The sequence below is a fragment of the Cedecea sp. NFIX57 genome, assembly GCF_900177785.1.
GTDB classification, from domain to species: domain Bacteria; phylum Pseudomonadota; class Gammaproteobacteria; order Enterobacterales; family Enterobacteriaceae; genus Cedecea; species Cedecea neteri_C.
The window spans coordinates 19,759-38,465 of record NZ_FXAS01000011.1; the positions used below are offsets into that span (position 1 = coordinate 19,759).

At 55.0% G+C, this 18,707-nt stretch carries 16 protein-coding genes and 1 riboswitch; of the genes, 12 read left to right on the top strand and 4 right to left on the bottom strand.

Features of this window, described 5'->3' with window-relative positions; all coding sequences use genetic code 11:
• Entirely contained in the window at nt 1-789 is a 789-nt protein-coding gene (locus B9Y90_RS11210) for a nucleotidyltransferase domain-containing protein (RefSeq protein WP_085541267.1), read from the top strand.
• A 48-nt stretch (nt 790-837) separates the two neighbouring features.
• Here the strand turns inward: B9Y90_RS11210 and lysC are convergent, their stop codons facing one another.
• Nucleotides 838-2,187 (bottom strand): lysine-sensitive aspartokinase 3, encoded by a 1,350-nt coding sequence (lysC, locus tag B9Y90_RS11215; RefSeq protein WP_085541268.1) that lies wholly within the window; start codon nt 2,185-2,187, stop codon nt 838-840.
• 103 nt (nt 2,188-2,290) lie between these two features.
• Nucleotides 2,291-2,511, bottom strand: a riboswitch (Lysine riboswitch).
• Nucleotides 2,512-2,750: 239 nt separating this feature from the next.
• Between lysC and pgi the strand changes: the two genes are divergently transcribed.
• The 6 genes from pgi (at nt 2,751) to psiE (ending at nt 9,043) form a co-directional block, all read left to right on the top strand.
• The gene (pgi, locus tag B9Y90_RS11220) at nt 2,751-4,400 is read left to right on the top strand and encodes a glucose-6-phosphate isomerase (RefSeq protein WP_085541269.1); all 1,650 of its coding nucleotides are present in this window, start codon (nt 2,751-2,753) and stop codon (nt 4,398-4,400) included.
• Between the two features lie 367 nt (nt 4,401-4,767).
• A complete protein-coding gene (gene yjbE / locus B9Y90_RS11225) occupies nt 4,768-5,019 on the top strand; it encodes an exopolysaccharide production protein YjbE (RefSeq protein WP_085541270.1) in 252 nt (83 codons plus the stop codon).
• A gap of 62 nt (nt 5,020-5,081) precedes the next feature.
• On the top strand, nt 5,082-5,720 hold the full coding sequence (locus B9Y90_RS11230; protein WP_085541271.1) for a YjbF family lipoprotein: 639 nt from the start codon (nt 5,082-5,084) through the stop codon (nt 5,718-5,720).
• Entirely contained in the window at nt 5,717-6,454 is a 738-nt protein-coding gene (locus tag B9Y90_RS11235; RefSeq protein ID WP_085541272.1) for a capsule biosynthesis GfcC family protein, read from the top strand. Before B9Y90_RS11230 ends, B9Y90_RS11235 begins: the two co-directional genes overlap by 4 nt.
• On the top strand, nt 6,454-8,550 hold the full coding sequence (locus B9Y90_RS11240) for a YjbH domain-containing protein (RefSeq protein ID WP_085541273.1): 2,097 nt from the start codon (nt 6,454-6,456) through the stop codon (nt 8,548-8,550). The genes B9Y90_RS11235 and B9Y90_RS11240 overlap by 1 nt, the downstream gene beginning before the upstream one ends.
• An 85-nt stretch (nt 8,551-8,635) precedes the next feature.
• A complete protein-coding gene (gene psiE, locus B9Y90_RS11245) occupies nt 8,636-9,043 on the top strand; it encodes a phosphate-starvation-inducible protein PsiE (protein WP_085541274.1) in 408 nt (135 codons plus the stop codon).
• A 102-nt stretch (nt 9,044-9,145) separates the two neighbouring features.
• On the opposite strand, the gene malG is transcribed toward psiE, so the two are convergent.
• The 3 genes from malG to malE all read right to left on the bottom strand — a co-directional run bounded on the left by malG (nt 9,146) and on the right by malE (nt 13,068).
• Nucleotides 9,146-10,036 (bottom strand): maltose ABC transporter permease MalG, encoded by an 891-nt coding sequence (malG, locus tag B9Y90_RS11250; RefSeq protein WP_039289311.1) that lies wholly within the window; start codon nt 10,034-10,036, stop codon nt 9,146-9,148.
• Between the two features lie 10 nt (nt 10,037-10,046).
• Entirely contained in the window at nt 10,047-11,591 is a 1,545-nt protein-coding gene (gene malF / locus B9Y90_RS11255) for a maltose ABC transporter permease MalF (RefSeq protein WP_085541275.1), read from the bottom strand.
• A gap of 286 nt (nt 11,592-11,877) precedes the next feature.
• Nucleotides 11,878-13,068, bottom strand: a complete 1,191-nt coding sequence (gene malE / locus B9Y90_RS11260) for a maltose/maltodextrin ABC transporter substrate-binding protein MalE (protein WP_085541276.1) — start codon at nt 13,066-13,068, stop codon at nt 11,878-11,880.
• Nucleotides 13,069-13,441: 373 nt separating this feature from the next.
• Between malE and malK the strand changes: the two genes are divergently transcribed.
• The 5 genes from malK (at nt 13,442) to ubiA (ending at nt 18,654) form a co-directional block, all read left to right on the top strand.
• The gene (malK, locus tag B9Y90_RS11265) at nt 13,442-14,551 is read left to right on the top strand and encodes a maltose/maltodextrin ABC transporter ATP-binding protein MalK (protein WP_085541277.1); all 1,110 of its coding nucleotides are present in this window, start codon (nt 13,442-13,444) and stop codon (nt 14,549-14,551) included.
• Nucleotides 14,552-14,575: 24 nt separating this feature from the next.
• Nucleotides 14,576-15,922 carry a maltoporin gene (locus B9Y90_RS11270; protein WP_303393658.1) on the top strand — a complete coding sequence of 449 codons (1,347 nt, stop codon included), beginning with the start codon at nt 14,576-14,578 and terminating at the stop codon, nt 15,920-15,922.
• 99 nt (nt 15,923-16,021) lie between these two features.
• The gene (gene malM / locus B9Y90_RS11275) at nt 16,022-16,966 is read left to right on the top strand and encodes a maltose operon protein MalM (RefSeq protein WP_085541278.1); all 945 of its coding nucleotides are present in this window, start codon (nt 16,022-16,024) and stop codon (nt 16,964-16,966) included.
• Nucleotides 16,967-17,272: 306 nt separating this feature from the next.
• A complete protein-coding gene (ubiC, locus tag B9Y90_RS11280) occupies nt 17,273-17,782 on the top strand; it encodes a chorismate lyase (RefSeq protein ID WP_085541279.1) in 510 nt (169 codons plus the stop codon).
• Complete coding sequence (gene ubiA / locus B9Y90_RS11285; protein ID WP_039299466.1) at nt 17,782-18,654, top strand: 4-hydroxybenzoate octaprenyltransferase; 873 nt, start codon at nt 17,782-17,784, stop codon at nt 18,652-18,654. Before ubiC ends, ubiA begins: the two co-directional genes overlap by 1 nt.
• The last annotated feature ends 53 nt before the right edge of the window (nt 18,655-18,707 follow it).

Consider the following 18,707-nt stretch of genomic DNA (forward strand, 5'->3'; position numbering starts at 1 on the left):
ATGACTTACAACGGAGTCGATGCCGCAATGCGCGAGCGGGTGCGGCATCAGTTAGAAGAAGTAGAACGGCGCTTTGGCGTGCGGGTGCTCTATGCCTGCGAATCCGGCAGCCGGGCCTGGGGTTTTGCTTCCCCAGACAGCGATTATGACGTGCGGTTTTTATACGTTCATGCCCCTGAATGGTATCTGCGGGTTGAGGCGGGCAGGGATGTGATTGAATTACCAATAGATGACGAACTGGATGTTTGTGGCTGGGAATGGCGCAAAACGCTAGGTCTGTTGAAAGGTGCGAATCCTACGCTGATTGAGTGGCTGGACTCGCCGATAGTCTATCAGCAGGATGAGACTGTTATCGCCGGACTAAAAGCGCAGGTTCCAGGCTGGTTTTCACCCTTGCGGGCTCGCTGGCACTATTACTCCATGGCGCGTAAAAACTTTCGCGGCTACCTGCAGGGCGATGAAGTGCGGCTGAAAAAGTACTTCTACGTGCTACGCCCGCTGCTTGCAGTGCGTTGGGTAGAAGAAGGAAAAGGCGTCCCGCCGATGCGTTTTGCTGAACTGTTGGCCGGAAGCAACCTTGATGCTTCTCTACGCCAGGAAGTGGACGAACTGCTGGAGATCAAACAGCGTGTCGGTGAGGCGAAGTTCGGATCACGTCGGCCGCTATTGCATGAGTTTATTGTGTCTGAGCTGGCTCGAGGTGAAACCCCGCCCACGCTACCGGACAGCCGGGAGGGCGATAGCAAAGAACTCGACAGGCTGTTGATGAAAACCGTTTTGAGTGCATAAAAAAGGCCCGGTACATGCGATGTTACCGGGCCTTTTCTTCTCTGTTAGTTATTCAAACAGGTTGCGGTGCAGCTTCTGTACCACCTGCTCTGCATCGTCGCCAGGCACCAGGAAGCACAGGTTGTAGCTGGATGCGCCGTAGCAAATCATGCGGATGTTGAACGGATCGAGCACGCCGAACACTTCTTTGCCTACGCCACAGGCCTGGGACAGCTTATTGCCGATGATAGCCACCAGTGCCAGGTTCTCTTCGACTTCCACACGGCACAGCGATGAAAGCTCGGTGAGCAGCGCGGTGGTCAGCAGGCTGTCGCCGGTGGAGGTCGAGCCGGTGGTGTCCATGGTCAGCGCCACGCTCACCTCGGAGGTGGTGATCAGGTCCACGGAAATATTATGGCGAGCCAGAATGCTGAACACTTCCGCCAGGAAACCGCGGGAGTGGAGCATGTGCAGGCTGTGCAGCGTCAGCAGCGTTTGCTTGCGACGGACCGCAAGGGCGCGGAAGAGCGGTGGATTTTCCGTTTTTTTGCACACCAGGGTGCCGCCAGCCGCAGGATCTTTGCTGGAGCCAACGAACACCGGAATGTCGCAGCGCACGGCAGGCAACAGCGTCGCCGGGTGCAGGACTTTCGCGCCAAAGGTCGCCATTTCAGCGGCTTCTTCAAAGGCGATGCGGTCAATGCGTTTTGCTGCAGGTACCATGCGCGGATCGGTGGTGTAGATGCCCGGCACGTCGGTCCAGATATCCACGCGAGCGGCATTCAGCGCTTCGCCGAGCAGCGCAGCGGTATAGTCGCTGCCGCCGCGGCCAAGCGTAGTCGTCCTGCCTTTTTCTTCGCTGCCGATAAAGCCCTGAGTGATCACCAGGGATTCCGCGAGGCGCGGCAGCATCTGCTGGCTTGCCAGTTCCGCCAGCGCGGCGATATCCGGTTCGGCACGGCCAAAGCGGTCGTTGGTGCGCATGACTTTACGAATATCGAACCACTGCGCTTCCACCTGACGTTCGCGCAGGATTTCCACGAACAGCAGGGTGGACATCAGCTCGCCGTGGCTAACCAGTTCATCGGTCAGCGCGGTGGAGGTTGCCAGAGAGGCGGCTTCCGCAAGGGTCGTGATGTTTTCAAGCAGGCGGTCGATCTCTTCGCGGATAACATCTGGGTTCGCCAGACGCTCAACGATGTTGTACTGAATTTTGCGGATAGCATCGAGCTTGATGAAGCGCTCGGTTGCTTCGAGGCCTTCAGCCAGAGCAACCAGCAAATTAGTCACGCCAGCGGAGGCGGAAAGCACCACCACGCGGACGTGGCTATCGGCCAGCACCACATCGGCGCTGCGGTTCATCGCGTCGAAATCGGCGACGCTGGTCCCACCAAATTTGGCGACTACGGTTTGAGACATAACTACCTCGTGTCAGGGGCCATTCAACTGGCAAAAAAGTATTCAGCCTTGGCACAAGGGAAGAGCGGTAAACGGGTGGGCGCAGAGCAGGAGAACTACGATATCACCCAGAAGTGCTCCACCTTGGCTATCCGGCCTTTTGGACCGGATATGAAACGCTCGACTGCGAACGTTTCTGGTGACAACCCAGAGGATTCAGCCCCTGCAGCCGACAATAAGCGTGACCAGCCGCTTCATCATCTCGGCGTTGCTCCCCCTCACGTATCGTCGTTGTTACTGGTTCCTCGGATACGATTTTCTGGGCAACGCGCCTCTTCTGGCCTGCGCACGCGCAGGTAGCGCCTAATAAATAAAGCTTCGGCGAAGGCATGTCAACCGCGGGGTTATGCGGATTTTTCATGTTAAATCGGTAATCAGGAATTTAACTTATAAGAGGGTATTTTTGCCGCTTTTTAGGGGGTTACGGGAAACCCTCTCTTAATGGCATAAAATCAATCACAATTTTTGCCTGCAGGCGCTACAATCGACCGAAGTCACAATTCTCAAATCAGAAGAGTATTGCTATGAAAAACATCAACCCGAAGCAGACCTCTGCCTGGCAGGCACTCCAGAAACATTACGATGAGATGAAAGACGTTACGCTTTCCGACCTGTTCGCGAAAGATAACGACCGCTTCAGCAAGTTCTCCGCGACCTTCGATGACCTGATGCTGGTGGACTTCTCCAAAAACCGCATCACTACCGAAACCCTCGAAAAACTGCAGGCTCTGGCGAAAGAGACCGATCTGCAGAGCGCGATCAAATCCATGTTCGCCGGCGAGAAAATCAACCGCACCGAAGACCGCGCCGTACTGCACGTTGCGCTGCGTAACCGCAGCAACACGCCTATCGTGGTCGATGGCAAAGACGTGATGCCGGAAGTGAACGCGGTGCTTGAGAAGATGAAAGCCTTCTCTGAAAGCATCATCAGCGGCAACTGGAAAGGTTACACCGGCAAAGCCATCACCGACGTGGTTAACATCGGTATCGGCGGCTCTGACCTCGGCCCATTCATGGTTACCGAAGCGCTGCGTCCATACAAAAACCACCTCAACATGCACTTTGTGTCTAACGTTGACGGTACCCACATTGCCGAAGTGCTGAAGAACGTTAACCCGGAAACCACGCTGTTCCTGGTGGCGTCTAAAACCTTCACCACTCAGGAAACGATGACCAACGCCCACAGCGCGCGTGACTGGTTCCTGCGCGCCGCTGGCGATGAAAAACATGTGGCGAAACACTTCGCTGCGCTGTCTACTAACGGTAAAGCCGTTGGTGAGTTTGGTATCGACACTGCGAACATGTTCGAATTCTGGGACTGGGTTGGCGGCCGCTACTCTCTGTGGTCCGCGATTGGCCTGTCCATCATTCTGTCCGTGGGCTTCGACAACTTTGTTGAGTTGCTGTCCGGTGCGCACGCGATGGATAAGCACTTCTCCACCACGCCTGCCGAGCAAAACCTGCCGGTACTGCTGGCGCTGATCGGCATCTGGTACAACAATTTCTTCGGCGCTGAAACTGAAGCGATTCTGCCATACGACCAGTACATGCATCGCTTTGCGGCCTACTTCCAGCAGGGCAACATGGAGTCCAACGGTAAGTACGTTGACCGCAACGGCAAAGCCGTGGACTACCAGACGGGCCCAATTATCTGGGGCGAGCCGGGCACCAACGGGCAGCATGCGTTCTATCAGCTGATTCACCAGGGGACCAAAATGGTGCCGTGCGATTTCATCGCGCCGGCCATCAGCCATAACCCACTGTCCGATCACCATCCAAAACTGCTGTCTAACTTCTTCGCACAGACCGAAGCGCTGGCGTTCGGGAAATCCCGTGAAGTGGTTGAGCAGGAATACCGTGACCAGGGTAAAGATCCGGCCACGCTGGACCACGTTGTGCCGTTCAAAGTGTTCGAAGGCAACCGCCCAACCAACTCCATCCTGCTGCGCGAAATCACCCCGTTCAGCCTGGGTGCGCTGATTGCACTCTACGAGCACAAAATCTTCACCCAGGGCGCGATCCTGAACATCTTCACCTTCGACCAGTGGGGCGTGGAGCTGGGCAAACAGCTGGCTAACCGCATCCTGCCAGAGCTGGGCGACGACAAACAAATCGCCAGCCACGACAGCTCTACCAACGGCCTGATTAACCGCTATAAAGCATGGCGTGATTAATTAAACCGCATGATTTAAATATGCCAGCCTTGTGCTGGCATATTTTTTATAAGAGTTATCCCCTTGCCGTCATAATTCTCGATATTGCCACCCTGAGGTTAATCCTAAAAATGGCTTTCCCGCCGCTTTATCAGGTCTTTAATTTAAGATTATATTGAATTAAGTTCTTTTAATGTCCTTTGTAATTGATTGTTTTTATTTGGTTTAAATTTATTTAAATATAAATTCAGTTTTGATTTTTACTCTTTTTCTTAAAATTCACTCCTTATTTACTGCGGGCTAATTCATCACATTGTGTTGTGTATACTCGATCGCGCCTGAAACCTTTTCAGGTAAATCTCCATTCATTCAATGAAGGGAAATTGTAATGAGAAAAACCCTTTATGGCGCTTTAGCCATATTTACGCTGGCTGCCGCCGGCGCGGCGATTGCTGACCCTGTAGCTGTGGGTGATGCGGCCGGCGCGCAGGCGACGTCTGTGTCTGCAGGCAGTTCTGCTGCAACCAGCGCCAGCACTGTTGGTTCTGCGGTAGGTGTGGCATTAGCCGCCACCGGTGGCGGCGACGGTTCTAACACCGGGACCACCACAACCACGACGACCAGCACCACCACCCGTTAACGTTTGGGTGTTTTTAACCATAACCACACTTCGGTGTGGTTATTTTAAACCGGGGAATCACCGTGCAGCGACTCGCAATACTCTTTGTCTGTCTGTTACTCCAGGCGTGCTCAGCGACCACCAGAGGGCTTGGCACCTCGCTTTGGAACAGTATTGCCGGAGGCGGAGGCGTACAGCTTACCGACGATGAAATTGCCGAGATGCGCTACGCGAGCCAATACATGAGCATCAACAACGGCCCGCAGCTGTTTGTGGTACTCGCTTATAACGAAGACGGCCAGCAGAAGTGGGTGACGCAGGACCGGTCGGTCATCGTCACGCAAAACGGCCGCATTGTGAAAACCTCCGGGCTACGGGACAACCTGACGGAAGTCACCAATCTGGCCAGCGACCCGCTGGAGAACGTGAAACAGATTCAGGATGGCGCGAGCTGGACCCGGCAGATGGCCTGGACTGAACACCAGCAGGTTCGCTACGCCACCGCAACATCCACCTTTGAATTTGACGGTACCGACACGGTGAAACTCGGCAGTAGCGTGACCAAAGTGCGCGTGCTGGAAGAAGAGGTGACTGCGCTTGGGAAAAGCTGGACGAACCGCTATTGGATCGACGATGAAGGCCAAATCCGCAAATCAAAACAGTATCTTGGCCCTGGCTACTGGCCTATTACCACGCTTCTAGTGAAGGCGGCAAAACAATGAAAAAACTCCCCTTTACGTTGATGACTCTGCTTTTCGCCAGTGCTTTTACCCATGCAGAAAGTACCGTGACGGTTTATGCCCAACCGCAAACGCAGCCGCGGATGATTACCGATGCTGCACGGCTGGCGGATTTAGTGACTAACCCTGCATTAAGCCACACCTGGTGGCCGGCGGCGGTGATTAGCACCCGGCAGGCAAGCGCCGCAGAAGAGCAAAAACACCAGCAGCTTCTGGCGCGCCTGGCTGAAGTGGCCGCAGACGAAGGTGGAGACGATGGGGCTGCCATCAACGGGTTGCGTCAGCAGCTCAGCGCCATGCACGTAACCGGGCGGCAATTTGTCAATCTGGACCCCGATTGGGTTCGCCTTCGCCCACAGGCAAACGTACCGCTTCAGGGGGAGTACAGCCTGTGGACCGGGCCGCAGCCCACAACCATCACCCTGGTGGGATTAGTCAGCTCGCCCGGCGTGAAGCCTTTTACCCCCGGGCGCAGCGTGGATGACTATCTGGACGACGTCAGCCTGTTGAGCGGGGCCGAAAGGAGCTATGCCTGGGTGATTTACCCGGACGGCAAAATCGAAAAATCGCCGGTCGCGTACTGGAATAAGCGCCATAGAGAGCCGTCGCCAGGCAGCATCATCTTTGTGGGTTTCTCCGACCGCCTTTTCAGCTCCACCTTTGATGAGCTGAACCAGCAGATTCTTAATACCCTGACCCATCGGATACCGGATTAATGAAAAAACGTTACCTGTATAGTCTGATTGCGCTGGCGGTGACATCCGCCTGCCGCGCCGAAACGTATCCGGCACCCGTTGGCCCTTCTCAGGCAGATTTTGGCGGCGCGGGTTTACTGCAAACGCCGACGGCGCGTATGGCGCCAGAAGGTGAATTTAACCTCAACTATCGCGACAACGATCAGTACCGCTTTTACTCCGCCTCCATGCAGCTTTTCCCCTGGATGGAGGCCACGCTGCGCTATACCGACGTGCGCACACGTCACTACAGTAGCGTGAAGGCTTTCTCGGGTGACCAGACCTATAAAGACAAAGCGTTTGATGTGAAATTCCGTCTGTGGGAAGAGGGTTACTGGCTGCCTCAGGTCTCCGCCGGTATTCGTGATCTGGGCGGCACCGGGCTGTTTGACGGTGAATATGTGGTGGCGAGCAAAGCCTGGGGGCCGTTCGATTTCAGTCTCGGCATGGGCTGGGGATATTTAGGTACCAGCGGCAACATCAAAAACCCGCTCTGCGAATACAGCGACAAGTACTGCCACCGGGATAACAGTTACCAAATGGCGGGCTCCTTCAACTTTAGCGGCATGTTCCACGGCCCGACATCGCTGTTTGGCGGCGTGGAATACCAGACGCCGTGGCAGCCACTCAGGCTAAAGGTTGAGTATGAAGGCAACAACTACAGCCATGAGTTTGCAGGGAAAATGGACCAGCGCAGCAGCGTTAACGTCGGCGCTATCTACCGGGTGACCGACTGGGCCGACGTGAACATGAGCTACGAGCGCGGCAACACCTTTATGTTTGGCGTGACGCTACGCACCAACTTCAACGACCTCAAGCCGGGGTACAACGATTCCCGTCGCCCAGAGTACCAGCCACATCCTCAGGACGAAATTCTGCAGCACAACGTGGTGGCTAACCAGCTGACCGACCTGAAATACAATGCCGGGCTGATCAACCCGAATATTCAGGTCAAAGGTGACACGCTTTACGTCACGGGCGAGCAGGTGAAATACCGAAATTCCCGCGAAGGTATTGAACGTGCCAATCGCATCGTGATGAATGATCTGCCGGATAATATTCGCACCATCCGCATTACCGAAAGCCGGATTAATATGCCGCAGGTCACCACGGAAACGGACGTCGCCAGCTTGCGTCGACATCTCGAGGGTGAACCGCTGGGGCAGGAAACGACGCTGGTAAAAAAACGCGTTGAGCCCGTGGTGCCAGAAAGCACCGAGCAGGGATATTACATCGAGAAGTCGCGCTTCAACTACTCGCTCGATCCGATTCTTAACCAGTCCATCGGTGGCCCGGAAAGCTTCTACATGTACCAGGTCGGGGTGATGGGGAACGTGGATTACTGGCTGACGGACCACCTGTTAACCAGCGGCAGTCTGTTTGCTAACGTCGCCAATAACTACGACAAATTTAACTACACCAACCCGCCAACGGATTCTACGCTACCGCGCGTGCGTACTCACGTTCGTGAATATGTAGAAAACGATATTTACATCAACAACCTGCAGGCTAACTACTTCCAGTACTTCGGGCATGGGATCTACGGCCAGGTTTACGCGGGCTACCTGGAAACCATGTATGGCGGCGCGGGGGCGGAGCTGCTTTACCGCCCGGTGGACAGCAACTGGGCGATCGGCGTCAACGGCAACTACGTCAAACAGCGTGACTGGCGCAGTTCGCAGGACATGATGAAATTTACCGACTACAGCGCTAAAACCGGGCATATCACCGGTTACTGGACACCGCCGTTTGCCCAGGATGTGCTGGTTAAGCTCAGCATCGGTCAGTATCTGGCGCAGGATAAAGGTGGCACGCTGGAGATCTCCAAACACTTTGACAGCGGGATCGTGGTAGGCACCTACGCCACCATCACCAATGTGTCGAAGAAAGAGTACGGCGAAGGGGACTTCACCAAAGGTTTCTACATCAATGTGCCGCTGGATATCTTCTCGGCTTACCCGACCCGCAGCCGGGCACAGGTAACCTGGACGCCGCTGACGCGTGACGGCGGGCAGATGCTGGGCCGTAAGTTTGATCTGTACGGGGTGACCAGCGACCGCAGCGAAAATTTCCGTTAGTGAAAGTAAGTAAATAAACTAGATCCAGATCACATTCTGGACGTATAACAGCCTCTCAAGACCACAATAATAATGAGGGGCCGTTATGCCTGCGACACCGCGTTTTGCCTGGATTTCTACCGTCATGCAGACGGTGCTCAATCTGGGTTTATTAGCCCTGGGGGTGATCCTGATTATCTTCCTGGGCAAAGAGACCGTTCATCTCGCCACCGTGCTGTTCACGCCAGGGGATGACGCCAGCTCGTACCTGTTTATCGAAGGGCTGGTGGTCTATTTCCTCTATTTCGAATTTATCGCGCTGATTGTGAAGTACTTTCAGTCGGGCTATCACTTCCCGCTGCGCTACTTCGTGTACATCGGTATCACCGCGATTGTGCGCCTGATTATCATCGATCATAAATCGCCGCTGGACGTGCTGATCTACTCGGCCGCGATTCTGGTGCTGGTGATTACGCTTTGGCTGTGTAATAGCCAGCGCCTGAGGCGGGAATAAAAAAGGGCGGCCCTGGGGCCGCCTGAATAAAGTGCTAAGGTCAAAGTGAGGGTTGCAGTGGTATGGCATAAAGATGAAGCAAAGGACTTTCAGGGATAAACGTTAACCTTTCACCCCGCCAGCGGTCAGGCCGCTCACCAGCCAGCGCTGGGCCAGCAGGAACACAACGGTAATCGGTATCGCGGAGAGCACCGCCGCCGCGGCAAAATCACCCCACAGGTAGTTCTGCGGGTTAAGGTATTGCTGCATCCCCACGGCCAGCGTGTAGCTGTCCACGTCGCGCAGCAACAGCGAAGCCACAGGCACCTCGGTAATCGCGGCAATAAACGACAGAATAAAGACCACCGCCAGAATGGGCACCGACAGCGGCAGCAGCACCAGACGGAATGCCTGCCACGGCGTCGCGCCGTCCAGCGCGGCAGCCTCTTCCAGCGAGCCATCAATCGTTTCGAAATAGCCCTTAATCGTCCAGACGTGCAGCGCAATCCCGCCTAAATAAGCAAAGATCACCCCGCCGTGGGTGTTCAGGCCGATAAACGGAATGTACTGGCCCAGGCGGTCAAACAAGGCATACAGCGCCACCAGGGAAAGCACCGCCGGGAACATCTGGAAAATCAGCATCCCTTTCAGCAGAGTGGCTTTGCCGGGGAAACGCATACGGGCAAAAGCGTAGGCGCAGGTGGTGGAAAGGGCGACGATACCTATCGCCGTGATCCCGGCAATTTTTATCGAGTTCCACAGCCAGAGCAGTACAGGGAATGGCGGAGGCGTGACGCGACCATCCGCGTGCTCAACGCTAAAGCCCAGCGCCAGCTTCCAGTGTTCCCAGGAAACCTGGTCCGGGATCAGGCTCCCGGTGGCAAAGTTACCCGGACGCAGCGAGATGGCGATGACCATCAGCAGCGGGAACATGATTGCCGCGATAAACAGCAGCAGCAGAAAGTGCGTGAGGAACAGACGCAGCTTTTGAGATTTGGGTTGCACCATGGCCATCGTCGTCTCCTTAATCGAACTTCATACGGGTGGCTTTCAGGTTCACAATCGCAAGGGCGCCCACCAGCAGGAAGATAAGCGTTGCGATAGCCGCTGCCAGACCGAAGTCCTGGCCGCCGCCGCCTTCAAAGGCGATGCGATAGGTGTAGCTCACCAGCAGGTCGGTATAACCCGCTGGTGTGGTCGTCCCGAGCCTGTCCGGACCGCCGTTGGTCAGCAACTGAATCAGAACGAAGTTGTTAAAGTTAAAGGCGAAGCTGGCAATCATCAGCGGCGTGAGCGGCTTAATCAGCAGCGGCAGCGTGATTTTAAAGAAGTTCTGGAACGGACCCGCTCCGTCCATCGCTGATGCTTCGTAAAGGTCGTCAGGAATGGCTTTCAGCAGCCCCATGCACAGGATCATCATGTAGGGATAGCCAAGCCAAGTATTGACGATGATGATCATCGAGCGAGCGGTGGTTGGGTCGCTGAACCAGGCGGGCTTAATGCCGAACAGTGCGCTCAGCATCATATTGATTTCGCCGAAGCTTTGGTTGAATAAGCCTTTGAAAATCAAAATGGAAATAAACGAAGGCACGGCATAGGGCAGGATCAGCAGCAGGCGATACACCGCTTTACCCTTCAACGATTCCCACTGCACCACGCAGGCCAGCACCATCCCCACCGCGACGGTAAGAATCACCGTCAGCACCGAGAAAATCACCGTCCAGACGAAGATAGCTAGGAAGGGCTTTTGGATCCCGTCATCGTGGAAAACGCGCAGGAAATTTTTCCAGCCGATGGTGACGGTATAGCCCGGGCTTAGCTGTTCTCCAGCCCAGCTGCCGTCGGCGTTTACCGACTCGTAATAACCGATATGGTCGTTCGGGGCGTATTTTACATTGGTCTGGTTATTGGTCAGCTCGCCGTTTTCCGCCAGCGTGTAGAGCGGGCGAGTGCCAGAGAACTGGCGCAGGGAGCTCATCACCACCTTGCTTTCATCCGGCAGCACGGCGGTTATCTGGCTCAGAGCCTGGCGGTTTTGGGTGATGACGCGCAGGTTGCCGCGCTCGCCTTCCGGCAGCGCATCAGCCTCTTTCAGCTGAATTTTTTGCGCGCCGCCAAAGGTAAATTTGTCCGAGATATAGTTTTTCCCGCTTTCCCCGTCGGTGAGCGCTAACGTCCATTCATTGCCGTTTGGATAAAGGCCAAAGTTGAAGGTTTTGCCCGCCTGGTACTGGCGGTCCATCAGCACCTGCTGCGCGCGTTCAAATGTCAGCTGGTTGGTGCTGCTGTAGTTGGTAAAGGCGATAGCGATGGTACAGATCAGCGGGAAGAGGACAAACAGCCCCATACCTGCCATGCCGGGGTAGACGTAGCGCCAGGCGTAGGCCTTGCGGTTAGCAAAAATATAGAGGCCAAGTGAGCTTAAAATCAGCGTCATGATGGCGAACAGGTACTCCCCCTGGGCGTACATTAAAACCACAAGATAGCCAACCAGCAGGCCCAATGCCCCGATGACTGACCATTTCAGTCCCTCGCTTTGCCACCAGCGGCTCTTTTTAACTGCATCCATGGGGTGTTCCTCTACAGCGTGTTATTTCCCCTCACCCTAACCCTCTCCCCAAGGGGGAGAGGGGACAGAAAGGGCCAGTTTTCTCACTCCGGCAGGAGAGCAGGACTCAATCCGAATTCCCTCTCCCTTGTGGGAGGGGGCCGGGTTCAATCCGAATTCTCCCTCTCCCTTGTGGGCAGAGGGCCGGACTCAATCTGAATTCCCTCTTCCTTGTGGGTAGAGGGCCGTACTCAATCTGAATTCCCCCTCTCCCCTATGGGTAGAGGGCCGGGGTGAGGGGCAAGGTTTACTTAGTGATACGTCCCTGAGCATCCTTCAGCGCAGCATCAACGGTCTGACGGCCGCTAACGGCGTTGATGACCGCCGTGCGCACGGCATACCAGAAAGCAGACATCTGAGGAATATTCGGCATAATCTCGCCCTTCTGGGCGTTATTCATGGTGGCAGCAATACGCGGATCCTTCGCCAGTTGTTCCTGGAACGATTTCAGCGCCACGGCACCGAGCGGTTTGTCCTTGTTCACATCCGCCAGACCCTGATCGGTCAACAGGTAGTTCTCAAGGAACTCTTTCGCCAGTTCTTTATTTGGGCTGGCGGCGTTAATACCGGCACTCAGCACACCTACGAATGGTTTAGACGGCTTGCCTTTAAAGGTCGGCAGCAGCGTCACGCCGTAGTTGATTTTGCTCTTGTCGATATTCGACCAAGCCCACGGCCCGTTAATCGTCATCGCCGTTTCGCCCTTGTTGAATGCGGCTTCGGCGATGGAATAGTCGGTGTCGGCATTCATCTGCTTGTTCTTGATCATATCAACCAGGAAGCCGAGGCCCGCTTTTGCCCCCGCGCTGTCGACGCCCACATCTTTCACATCATATTTGCCGTTTTCGAACTTGAAGGCATACCCGCCGTCTGCCGCAATCAATGGCCAGGTGAAGTACGGTTCTTGCAGGTTGAACATCAGTGCGCTCTTCCCTTTCGCCTTCAGCTCTTTATCCAGGGCGGGGATCTCCTCCCAGGTTTTCGGCGGATTTGGGACAAGGTCTTTGTTATAAATCAGCGACAGTGCTTCTACCGCAATCGGGTAAGCGATGAACTTGCCGTTGTAACGTACGGCGTCCCAGGTAAACGGATAAAGTTTGTCCTGGAAGGCTTTGTCTGGGGTGATTTCGGCCAGCAGGCCGGATTGCGCATAGCCGCCAAAGCGGTCATGAGCCCAGAAGATAATGTCCGGGCCATCGCCGGTTGCTGCCACCTGTGGGAATTTTTCTTCAAGTTTATCAGGATGTTCAATGGCGACTTTAATACCGGTATCTTTCTCAAACTTCTTACCGACTTCGGCCAGGCCGTTGTAGCCCTTATCGCCGTTAATCCAGATGACCAGTTTGCCTTCTTCGATTTTTGCCAGTGCAGAGGCGGAAAGCATCATCGTCGTCAGGGCTGACAGAGCGAGGATACGGGCGCCGGTTTTAATTTTCATGTTCCCATCCTTTGAGTGGTGGTGTGCGCTTTATAGGGTAGTGCAGATTAACGTTGTTAAGTCTGCGGAGATGACAAGCGCTTCTCATCCTCCTTTGCTCTACGCCCCTGAGTGGTTATCTGTGATCTGCTTTGCATAACTGGCCGTTATGTGTCCTGGCGCACATAAAAACGCACTGAAAATTGAAGCCGCGATCACGAAAATCCCTTGTGCCACCTGCAACCGGTTGCAGATGCCCCTGCCTCATCCTCCCGCCTCCTCCCCCATAAAAAAGCGTTAGGGTGGAGGATTTACCAAATGTCGCTTTCCCTCATAGTCGGACACATCTTGAAGCACCTGTCCGACGGCAGGCGGCAGTAATGAGGGAGTGGTAATGGCGAGCGTGCAGCTACGGAACGTAACAAAAGCCTGGGGTGACGTGGTGGTGTCGAAAGACATCAATCTCGACATCAATGAAGGAGAATTCGTGGTTTTTGTCGGGCCATCAGGCTGCGGTAAATCAACGCTGCTGAGAATGATCGCGGGGCTTGAAACTATCACCAGCGGTGAACTGCTGATTGGTGAAAAGCGCATGAACGATATCCCTCCCGCTGAGCGTGGCGTGGGGATGGTGTTTCAGTCTTACGCCCTCTATCCCCACCTGTCTGTCGCGGAAAACATGTCCTTCGGCCTGAAGCTTGCCGGGGCAAAAAAAGACGATATCAACCAGCGCGTGAATCAGGTTTCTGAAACCCTGCAGCTCGCGCATCTGCTGGACCGCCGCCCGAAGGCGCTGTCCGGTGGGCAACGCCAGCGTGTGGCGATTGGTCGAACGCTGGTTGCGGAGCCTCGAGTCTTCCTGCTGGATGAGCCGCTTTCAAATCTTGATGCGGCGCTGCGCGTGCAGATGCGTATCGAGATATCCCGTCTGCACAAGCGTCTGGGCCGCACGATGATTTACGTCACCCATGACCAGATTGAGGCGATGACCCTGGCCGACAAAATCGTCGTGCTGGATGCTGGCCGCGTCGCGCAGGTTGGGAAGCCGCTCGAGCTGTATCACTACCCGGCTGACCGCTTTGTAGCGGGCTTCATCGGGTCGCCAAAAATGAACTTCCTGCCGGTAAAAGTGACCGCGACGGCCATTGACCAGGTGCAGGTGGAATTGCCTAACCGTCAGTATGTCTGGCTGCCGGTGGAAAGCCGCAATGTTCAGGTGGGGGCCAATATGTCACTTGGCATTCGCCCGGAACACCTGCTGCCGAGCGACATTGCTGACGTCACCCTTGAAGGGGAAGTGCAGGTCGTTGAGCAGTTGGGACATGAGACTCAGATTCACATCCAAATCCCCGCCATTCGTCAAAACCTGGTTTACCGCCAGAACGACGTGGTGTTGGTAAAAGAGGGTGCCACATTCGCTATTGGCCTGCCGCCAGAGCGCTGCCATCTGTTCCGAGAAGATGGCACCGCATGTCGTCGGTTGCATCAAGAGCCCGGCGTTTAAGCATTCCCATAAAAAATAAAAGCAATGATCTCAGGAGATAGAATGATGATTACTCTGCGCAAACTCCCACTGGCGGTCGCCGTAATTGCAGGCATCGTGTCTGCACAGGCTGGCGCCGTTGATTTCAAGGGCTACGCACGTTCTGGTATTGGCTGGACAGGCAGCGGCGGTCAGCAGCAGTGTTTTAAAGCGACAGGTGCTGGCTCTAAATACCGTCTGGGTAACGAATGTGAAACTTATGCTGAAATTGAGTTAGGTCAGCAAGTTTGGCAGGAAGGCGAGAAGAGCTTCTACGTTGACACCATGCTTGGCTACGCAACCGATCAGCTGAACGATGATGAAGGCACAAGTGGTAACGGTGGCCCGCGCGTACGTCAGATGAACGTGGTTGGTAAAAACCTGATTGACGCGCTGCCGGGCGCGAACATTTGGGCAGGTAAGCGTTACTACAAGCGTCATGACGTGCACATGATCGACTTCTACTACTGGGACGTTTCAGGTCCGGGTGCTGGTATTGAAGACATCAACCTGGGCTTCGGTAAACTCTCCCTGGCCGCAACCCGTAACGGTGAAGCCGGTGGTTCAGAGGCCTTCATTAACGGGACGACCAAAAAACAAGATCTGGCGAACGATATCTTTGATATTCGTTTAGGTCAGATGGAAGTGAACCCTGGTGGTTCTCTGGAAGTGGGCTTCGATTACGGTCGTGCAAACACGGCTAAACATTTCGATACCATCGATCAGGATGCGACTAAAAACGGCTGGTTGGGTACCGTGGAACATACCCAGACCTTCCTCGGCACCAGCCTGAACAAATTTGTGGTGCAGTACGGCACCAACGCGATGGCACAAACCAACGGTACCGGGCGCCCGAATACCTTCCAAAACAACGACGGCAAAATGCTGCGCGTGATTGACCACGGTGCTATCGACTTCAACGATACCTGGGGCCTGATGTACGTGGGTATGTACCAGGATATCAACCGCGATGATAAAAACGGCACCCAGTGGTGGACCGTGGGCGTTCGTCCTATGTACAAATGGACGCCAATCATGAGCACCCTGCTGGAAGTTGGCTACGACAACGTGAAGTCTCAGCTGACCGACAAATCCAACAACCAGTACAAAATTACCCTGGCACAGCAATGGCAGGCGGGTAACAGCATCTGGTCTCGTCCGGCTATCCGTGTCTTTGCAACCTACGCCAAGTGGGATGAGAAGTGGGGTTACTCTTCCGGTACCTCTGGTGATGCCAACTACGTTGCGGACGCACCAAGCGGTACTGCTTTCGCCGATACCAGCGCTCGTACTTTCAGCCGCGGCAACGACAGCGAAGTCACCTTCGGTGCTCAGATGGAAGTCTGGTGGTAAGTTAACCCGCCGCGCGGGTGCTTAGCGCCCGCCGGTTTCACATGCCTGACCCGTCTCTTTTTTGCCTGAAGGAGACGGGTTCGCTTCGAGGATAAAACAATGAAAAAACATCTTCTCGCGCTTTGCCTGCTTCCCATACTGGGCTTATCGTCCGTGCCGGCTTCCTTTGCTGCCAACACGGCGATTAACCCACAAAATGTCTCAACCGCACCGTCTATTCCTGCGGACAAATTACAAAGCCTGCCGTGGATTCCGTTGATGCCGCCTGTTAGCCAGGACGTGGTGCTAACGGCTTCTTCGGCCAGCCTTAACGTCGGGGAACTCACCGGGAGTGTTGCGGCGTTTGTGCTGCCAGCCGATCAGGGCTCACTGGAAATCACGCTGACCAGCCTGGTAAAAGACCTGAGCGTTTATGCGCCAAATGTCCTTATTCTCGACGGGCAGATGCAGCCATCTGCTTTCTTCCCGAGCAGTTACTTCCAGTACCAGAAACCGGGCATGACCTCCGGTAACCGTCTGGAAAACGTCATGAAGCTGACCCCGATGATGGGGCAGAAACAGATCTACATGCTGGTGTACACCACGAAACACGATCTGACGGAAACGACCCGCATGATCAACCCGGCGAAGCTTTATGCTGAAGGGGCAAGCAACGCCATTCCTGATGTGGCCGATCCGATCGCTAGCCACAGTGGGCAAGGTACCCTGACGGTGAAGCTGAAAACCGAACAAAACAGCGGCAACATCATGATCGGTAAGATCTTTGGTGGGTCCGATGCCAAACCTGTTGTGGTCGGTAACGTAGCGCCGCCGACGGCCTACTCTGCACCGGCAGCCGCACCGGCACCAGCACCAGCTCCGGCACCTGCCGCGAAGAGCGAACCTATGCTCAATGATACGGAAAGCTATTTTAACCGCGCCATTAAACAGGCGGTGGATAAAGGCGACATCGATAAAGCCCTGAAACTGCTGAATGAAGCCGAGCGTCTGGGTTCCACCTCCGCCCGTAAAACTTTTATCAGCAGTGTAAAAGGCAAGGGGTAACCATTTCCCCACGTTGCTGATGCTTGAAGTATTGGTGCGCTCAGGCGCACCTTTTTTTTCCCCGTCATAATTCAAGCCACAGGGGTGTTGGCTGCACTCTCTCACCCCAGTCACTTATTTATATAAGCTCCCGGGGATTCACTCCCTTGCCGTCTACCTGTGACTGGAATTATTTAGGGGAAAGCGGGGGCAGCATTTCCTGTTGCTCAATTGTTGCGGTATTTGCCGAGTGTGTTGCCATTGTCTGCCCGCACAGAGATGTTCTGCGTTACAATGCCATCAGGTTATGTATCGGAGAGTATTCCCATGTCCGACGCGCTGTCGCCGTTGCGCGCCCTGAATTTCTACACGGAGGTCCCGCAAGGGCTTAGCTCCGCTTATCTCGACTGGCTGTTGCTGGAAGATTCGATGACGAAACGCTTCGAACAGCACTGCCAAAAAGTCACCGTCCGCATCGTGCGCGAAGGTTTTGTCCCTGCTGGCAATGATTTGCCCGAAGCCGATTTATTACCTGCCTCTGAGCGTTACTGGCTGCGGGAAATCATCCTCTGCGGAGATGATGAACCCTGGCTACTGGGCCGCACGGTGGTGCCGGAAAGCACGCTTGATGGCCCTGAACTGGCGCTGCAAAAGCTTGGCGACACGCCGCTCGGGCGCTACCTTTTCAGTTCATCAACCCTGACGCGTGACTACATTGAGGTTGGCCGCAGCGCCGAACTGTGGGGACGACGTTCCCGGCTGAGACTTTCCGGTAAGCCTTTGATGCTGACGGAACTGTTCCTGCCGGCGTCTCCGCTGTATGAAGAGGAAAGATAATGGAGTGGAGTCTTAAGCAGGGAAAACTGCTGGCTTATCACCGGTTGATGCGTACCGATAAGCCTATTGGCGCTTTGTTGCTGCTGTGGCCCACGCTGTGGGCGCTGTGGGTGGCCACCCCGGGCTTACCCTCGCTGCTGAATCTGGTTGTTTTTATCGCTGGCGTCTGGCTGATGCGCGCCGCGGGCTGCGTGGTGAACGATTATGCCGACCGCAAATTTGACGGACACGTAAAGCGTACCGCGCAGCGCCCTTTGCCTAGCGGTGCAGTTTCTGAGAAAGAAGCGAAGATCCTGTTTGCGGTGCTGGTGGGCCTGGCTTTCCTGCTGGTGCTGACGCTTAACACCATGACGATCCTGCTGTCCGTGGCCGGGCTGGCGCTGGCGTGGGTGTATCCGTTTATGAAGCGCTACACCCATCTGCCTCAGGTGGTGCTGGGTGCCGCTTTTGGCTGGTCTATTCCGATGGCCTTTGCCGCCGCCAGCGAATCGGTGCCGTTAAGCTGCTGGCTGATGTTCCTCGCCAATATTTGCTGGACCGTGGCGTACGACACGCAGTATGCGATGGTCGACCGCGACGACGACCTGAAGATCGGCATTAAGTCGACGGCGATTCTCTTTGGCCGCAACGATAAGCTGATTATCGGCCTGCTGCAAATCGCCACTATGTTGTTGATGGGCGTTGTGGGCTGGCTCAATGGGCTGGGTGGTACGTTCTACTGGTCAATTTTGCTGGCGGGCGGGCTGTTTGTGCATCAGCAGAAGCTGATCGCTAAACGCGAGCGTGAAGGCTGCTTTAAAGCGTTTATGAACAATAACTATGTCGGGCTGGTGCTGTTCCTGGGCCTGGCGTTGAGCTACCTGCATTTCTGAGTCAGTCTTCAGGCAATAAAAAAGGCGGGTTAATCACCCGCCTTTTTCGTTTC

Excerpts from the sequence above, each read along its gene's own strand:
- pgi (WP_085541269.1), top strand. The coding sequence starts at position 2,751 with ATGAAAAACATCAACCCGAAGCAGACCTCTGCCTGGCAGGCACTCCAG.
- psiE (WP_085541274.1), top strand. The coding sequence starts at position 8,636 with ATGCCTGCGACACCGCGTTTTGCCTGGATTTCTACCGTCATGCAGACG.
- B9Y90_RS11270 (WP_303393658.1), top strand. The coding sequence starts at position 14,576 with ATGATCTCAGGAGATAGAATGATGATTACTCTGCGCAAACTCCCACTG.
- malK (WP_085541277.1), top strand. The coding sequence starts at position 13,442 with ATGGCGAGCGTGCAGCTACGGAACGTAACAAAAGCCTGGGGTGACGTG.
- malE (WP_085541276.1), bottom strand. The coding sequence starts at position 13,068 with ATGAAAATTAAAACCGGCGCCCGTATCCTCGCTCTGTCAGCCCTGACG.
- lysC (WP_085541268.1), bottom strand. The coding sequence starts at position 2,187 with ATGTCTCAAACCGTAGTCGCCAAATTTGGTGGGACCAGCGTCGCCGAT.
- B9Y90_RS11210 (WP_085541267.1), top strand. The coding sequence starts at position 1 with ATGACTTACAACGGAGTCGATGCCGCAATGCGCGAGCGGGTGCGGCAT.
- malM (WP_085541278.1), top strand. The coding sequence starts at position 16,022 with ATGAAAAAACATCTTCTCGCGCTTTGCCTGCTTCCCATACTGGGCTTA.
- malF (WP_085541275.1), bottom strand. The coding sequence starts at position 11,591 with ATGGATGCAGTTAAAAAGAGCCGCTGGTGGCAAAGCGAGGGACTGAAA.
- B9Y90_RS11235 (WP_085541272.1), top strand. The coding sequence starts at position 5,717 with ATGAAAAAACTCCCCTTTACGTTGATGACTCTGCTTTTCGCCAGTGCT.
- ubiC (WP_085541279.1), top strand. The coding sequence starts at position 17,273 with ATGTCCGACGCGCTGTCGCCGTTGCGCGCCCTGAATTTCTACACGGAG.
- yjbE (WP_085541270.1), top strand. The coding sequence starts at position 4,768 with ATGAGAAAAACCCTTTATGGCGCTTTAGCCATATTTACGCTGGCTGCC.
- malG (WP_039289311.1), bottom strand. The coding sequence starts at position 10,036 with ATGGCCATGGTGCAACCCAAATCTCAAAAGCTGCGTCTGTTCCTCACG.
- ubiA (WP_039299466.1), top strand. The coding sequence starts at position 17,782 with ATGGAGTGGAGTCTTAAGCAGGGAAAACTGCTGGCTTATCACCGGTTG.
- B9Y90_RS11240 (WP_085541273.1), top strand. The coding sequence starts at position 6,454 with ATGAAAAAACGTTACCTGTATAGTCTGATTGCGCTGGCGGTGACATCC.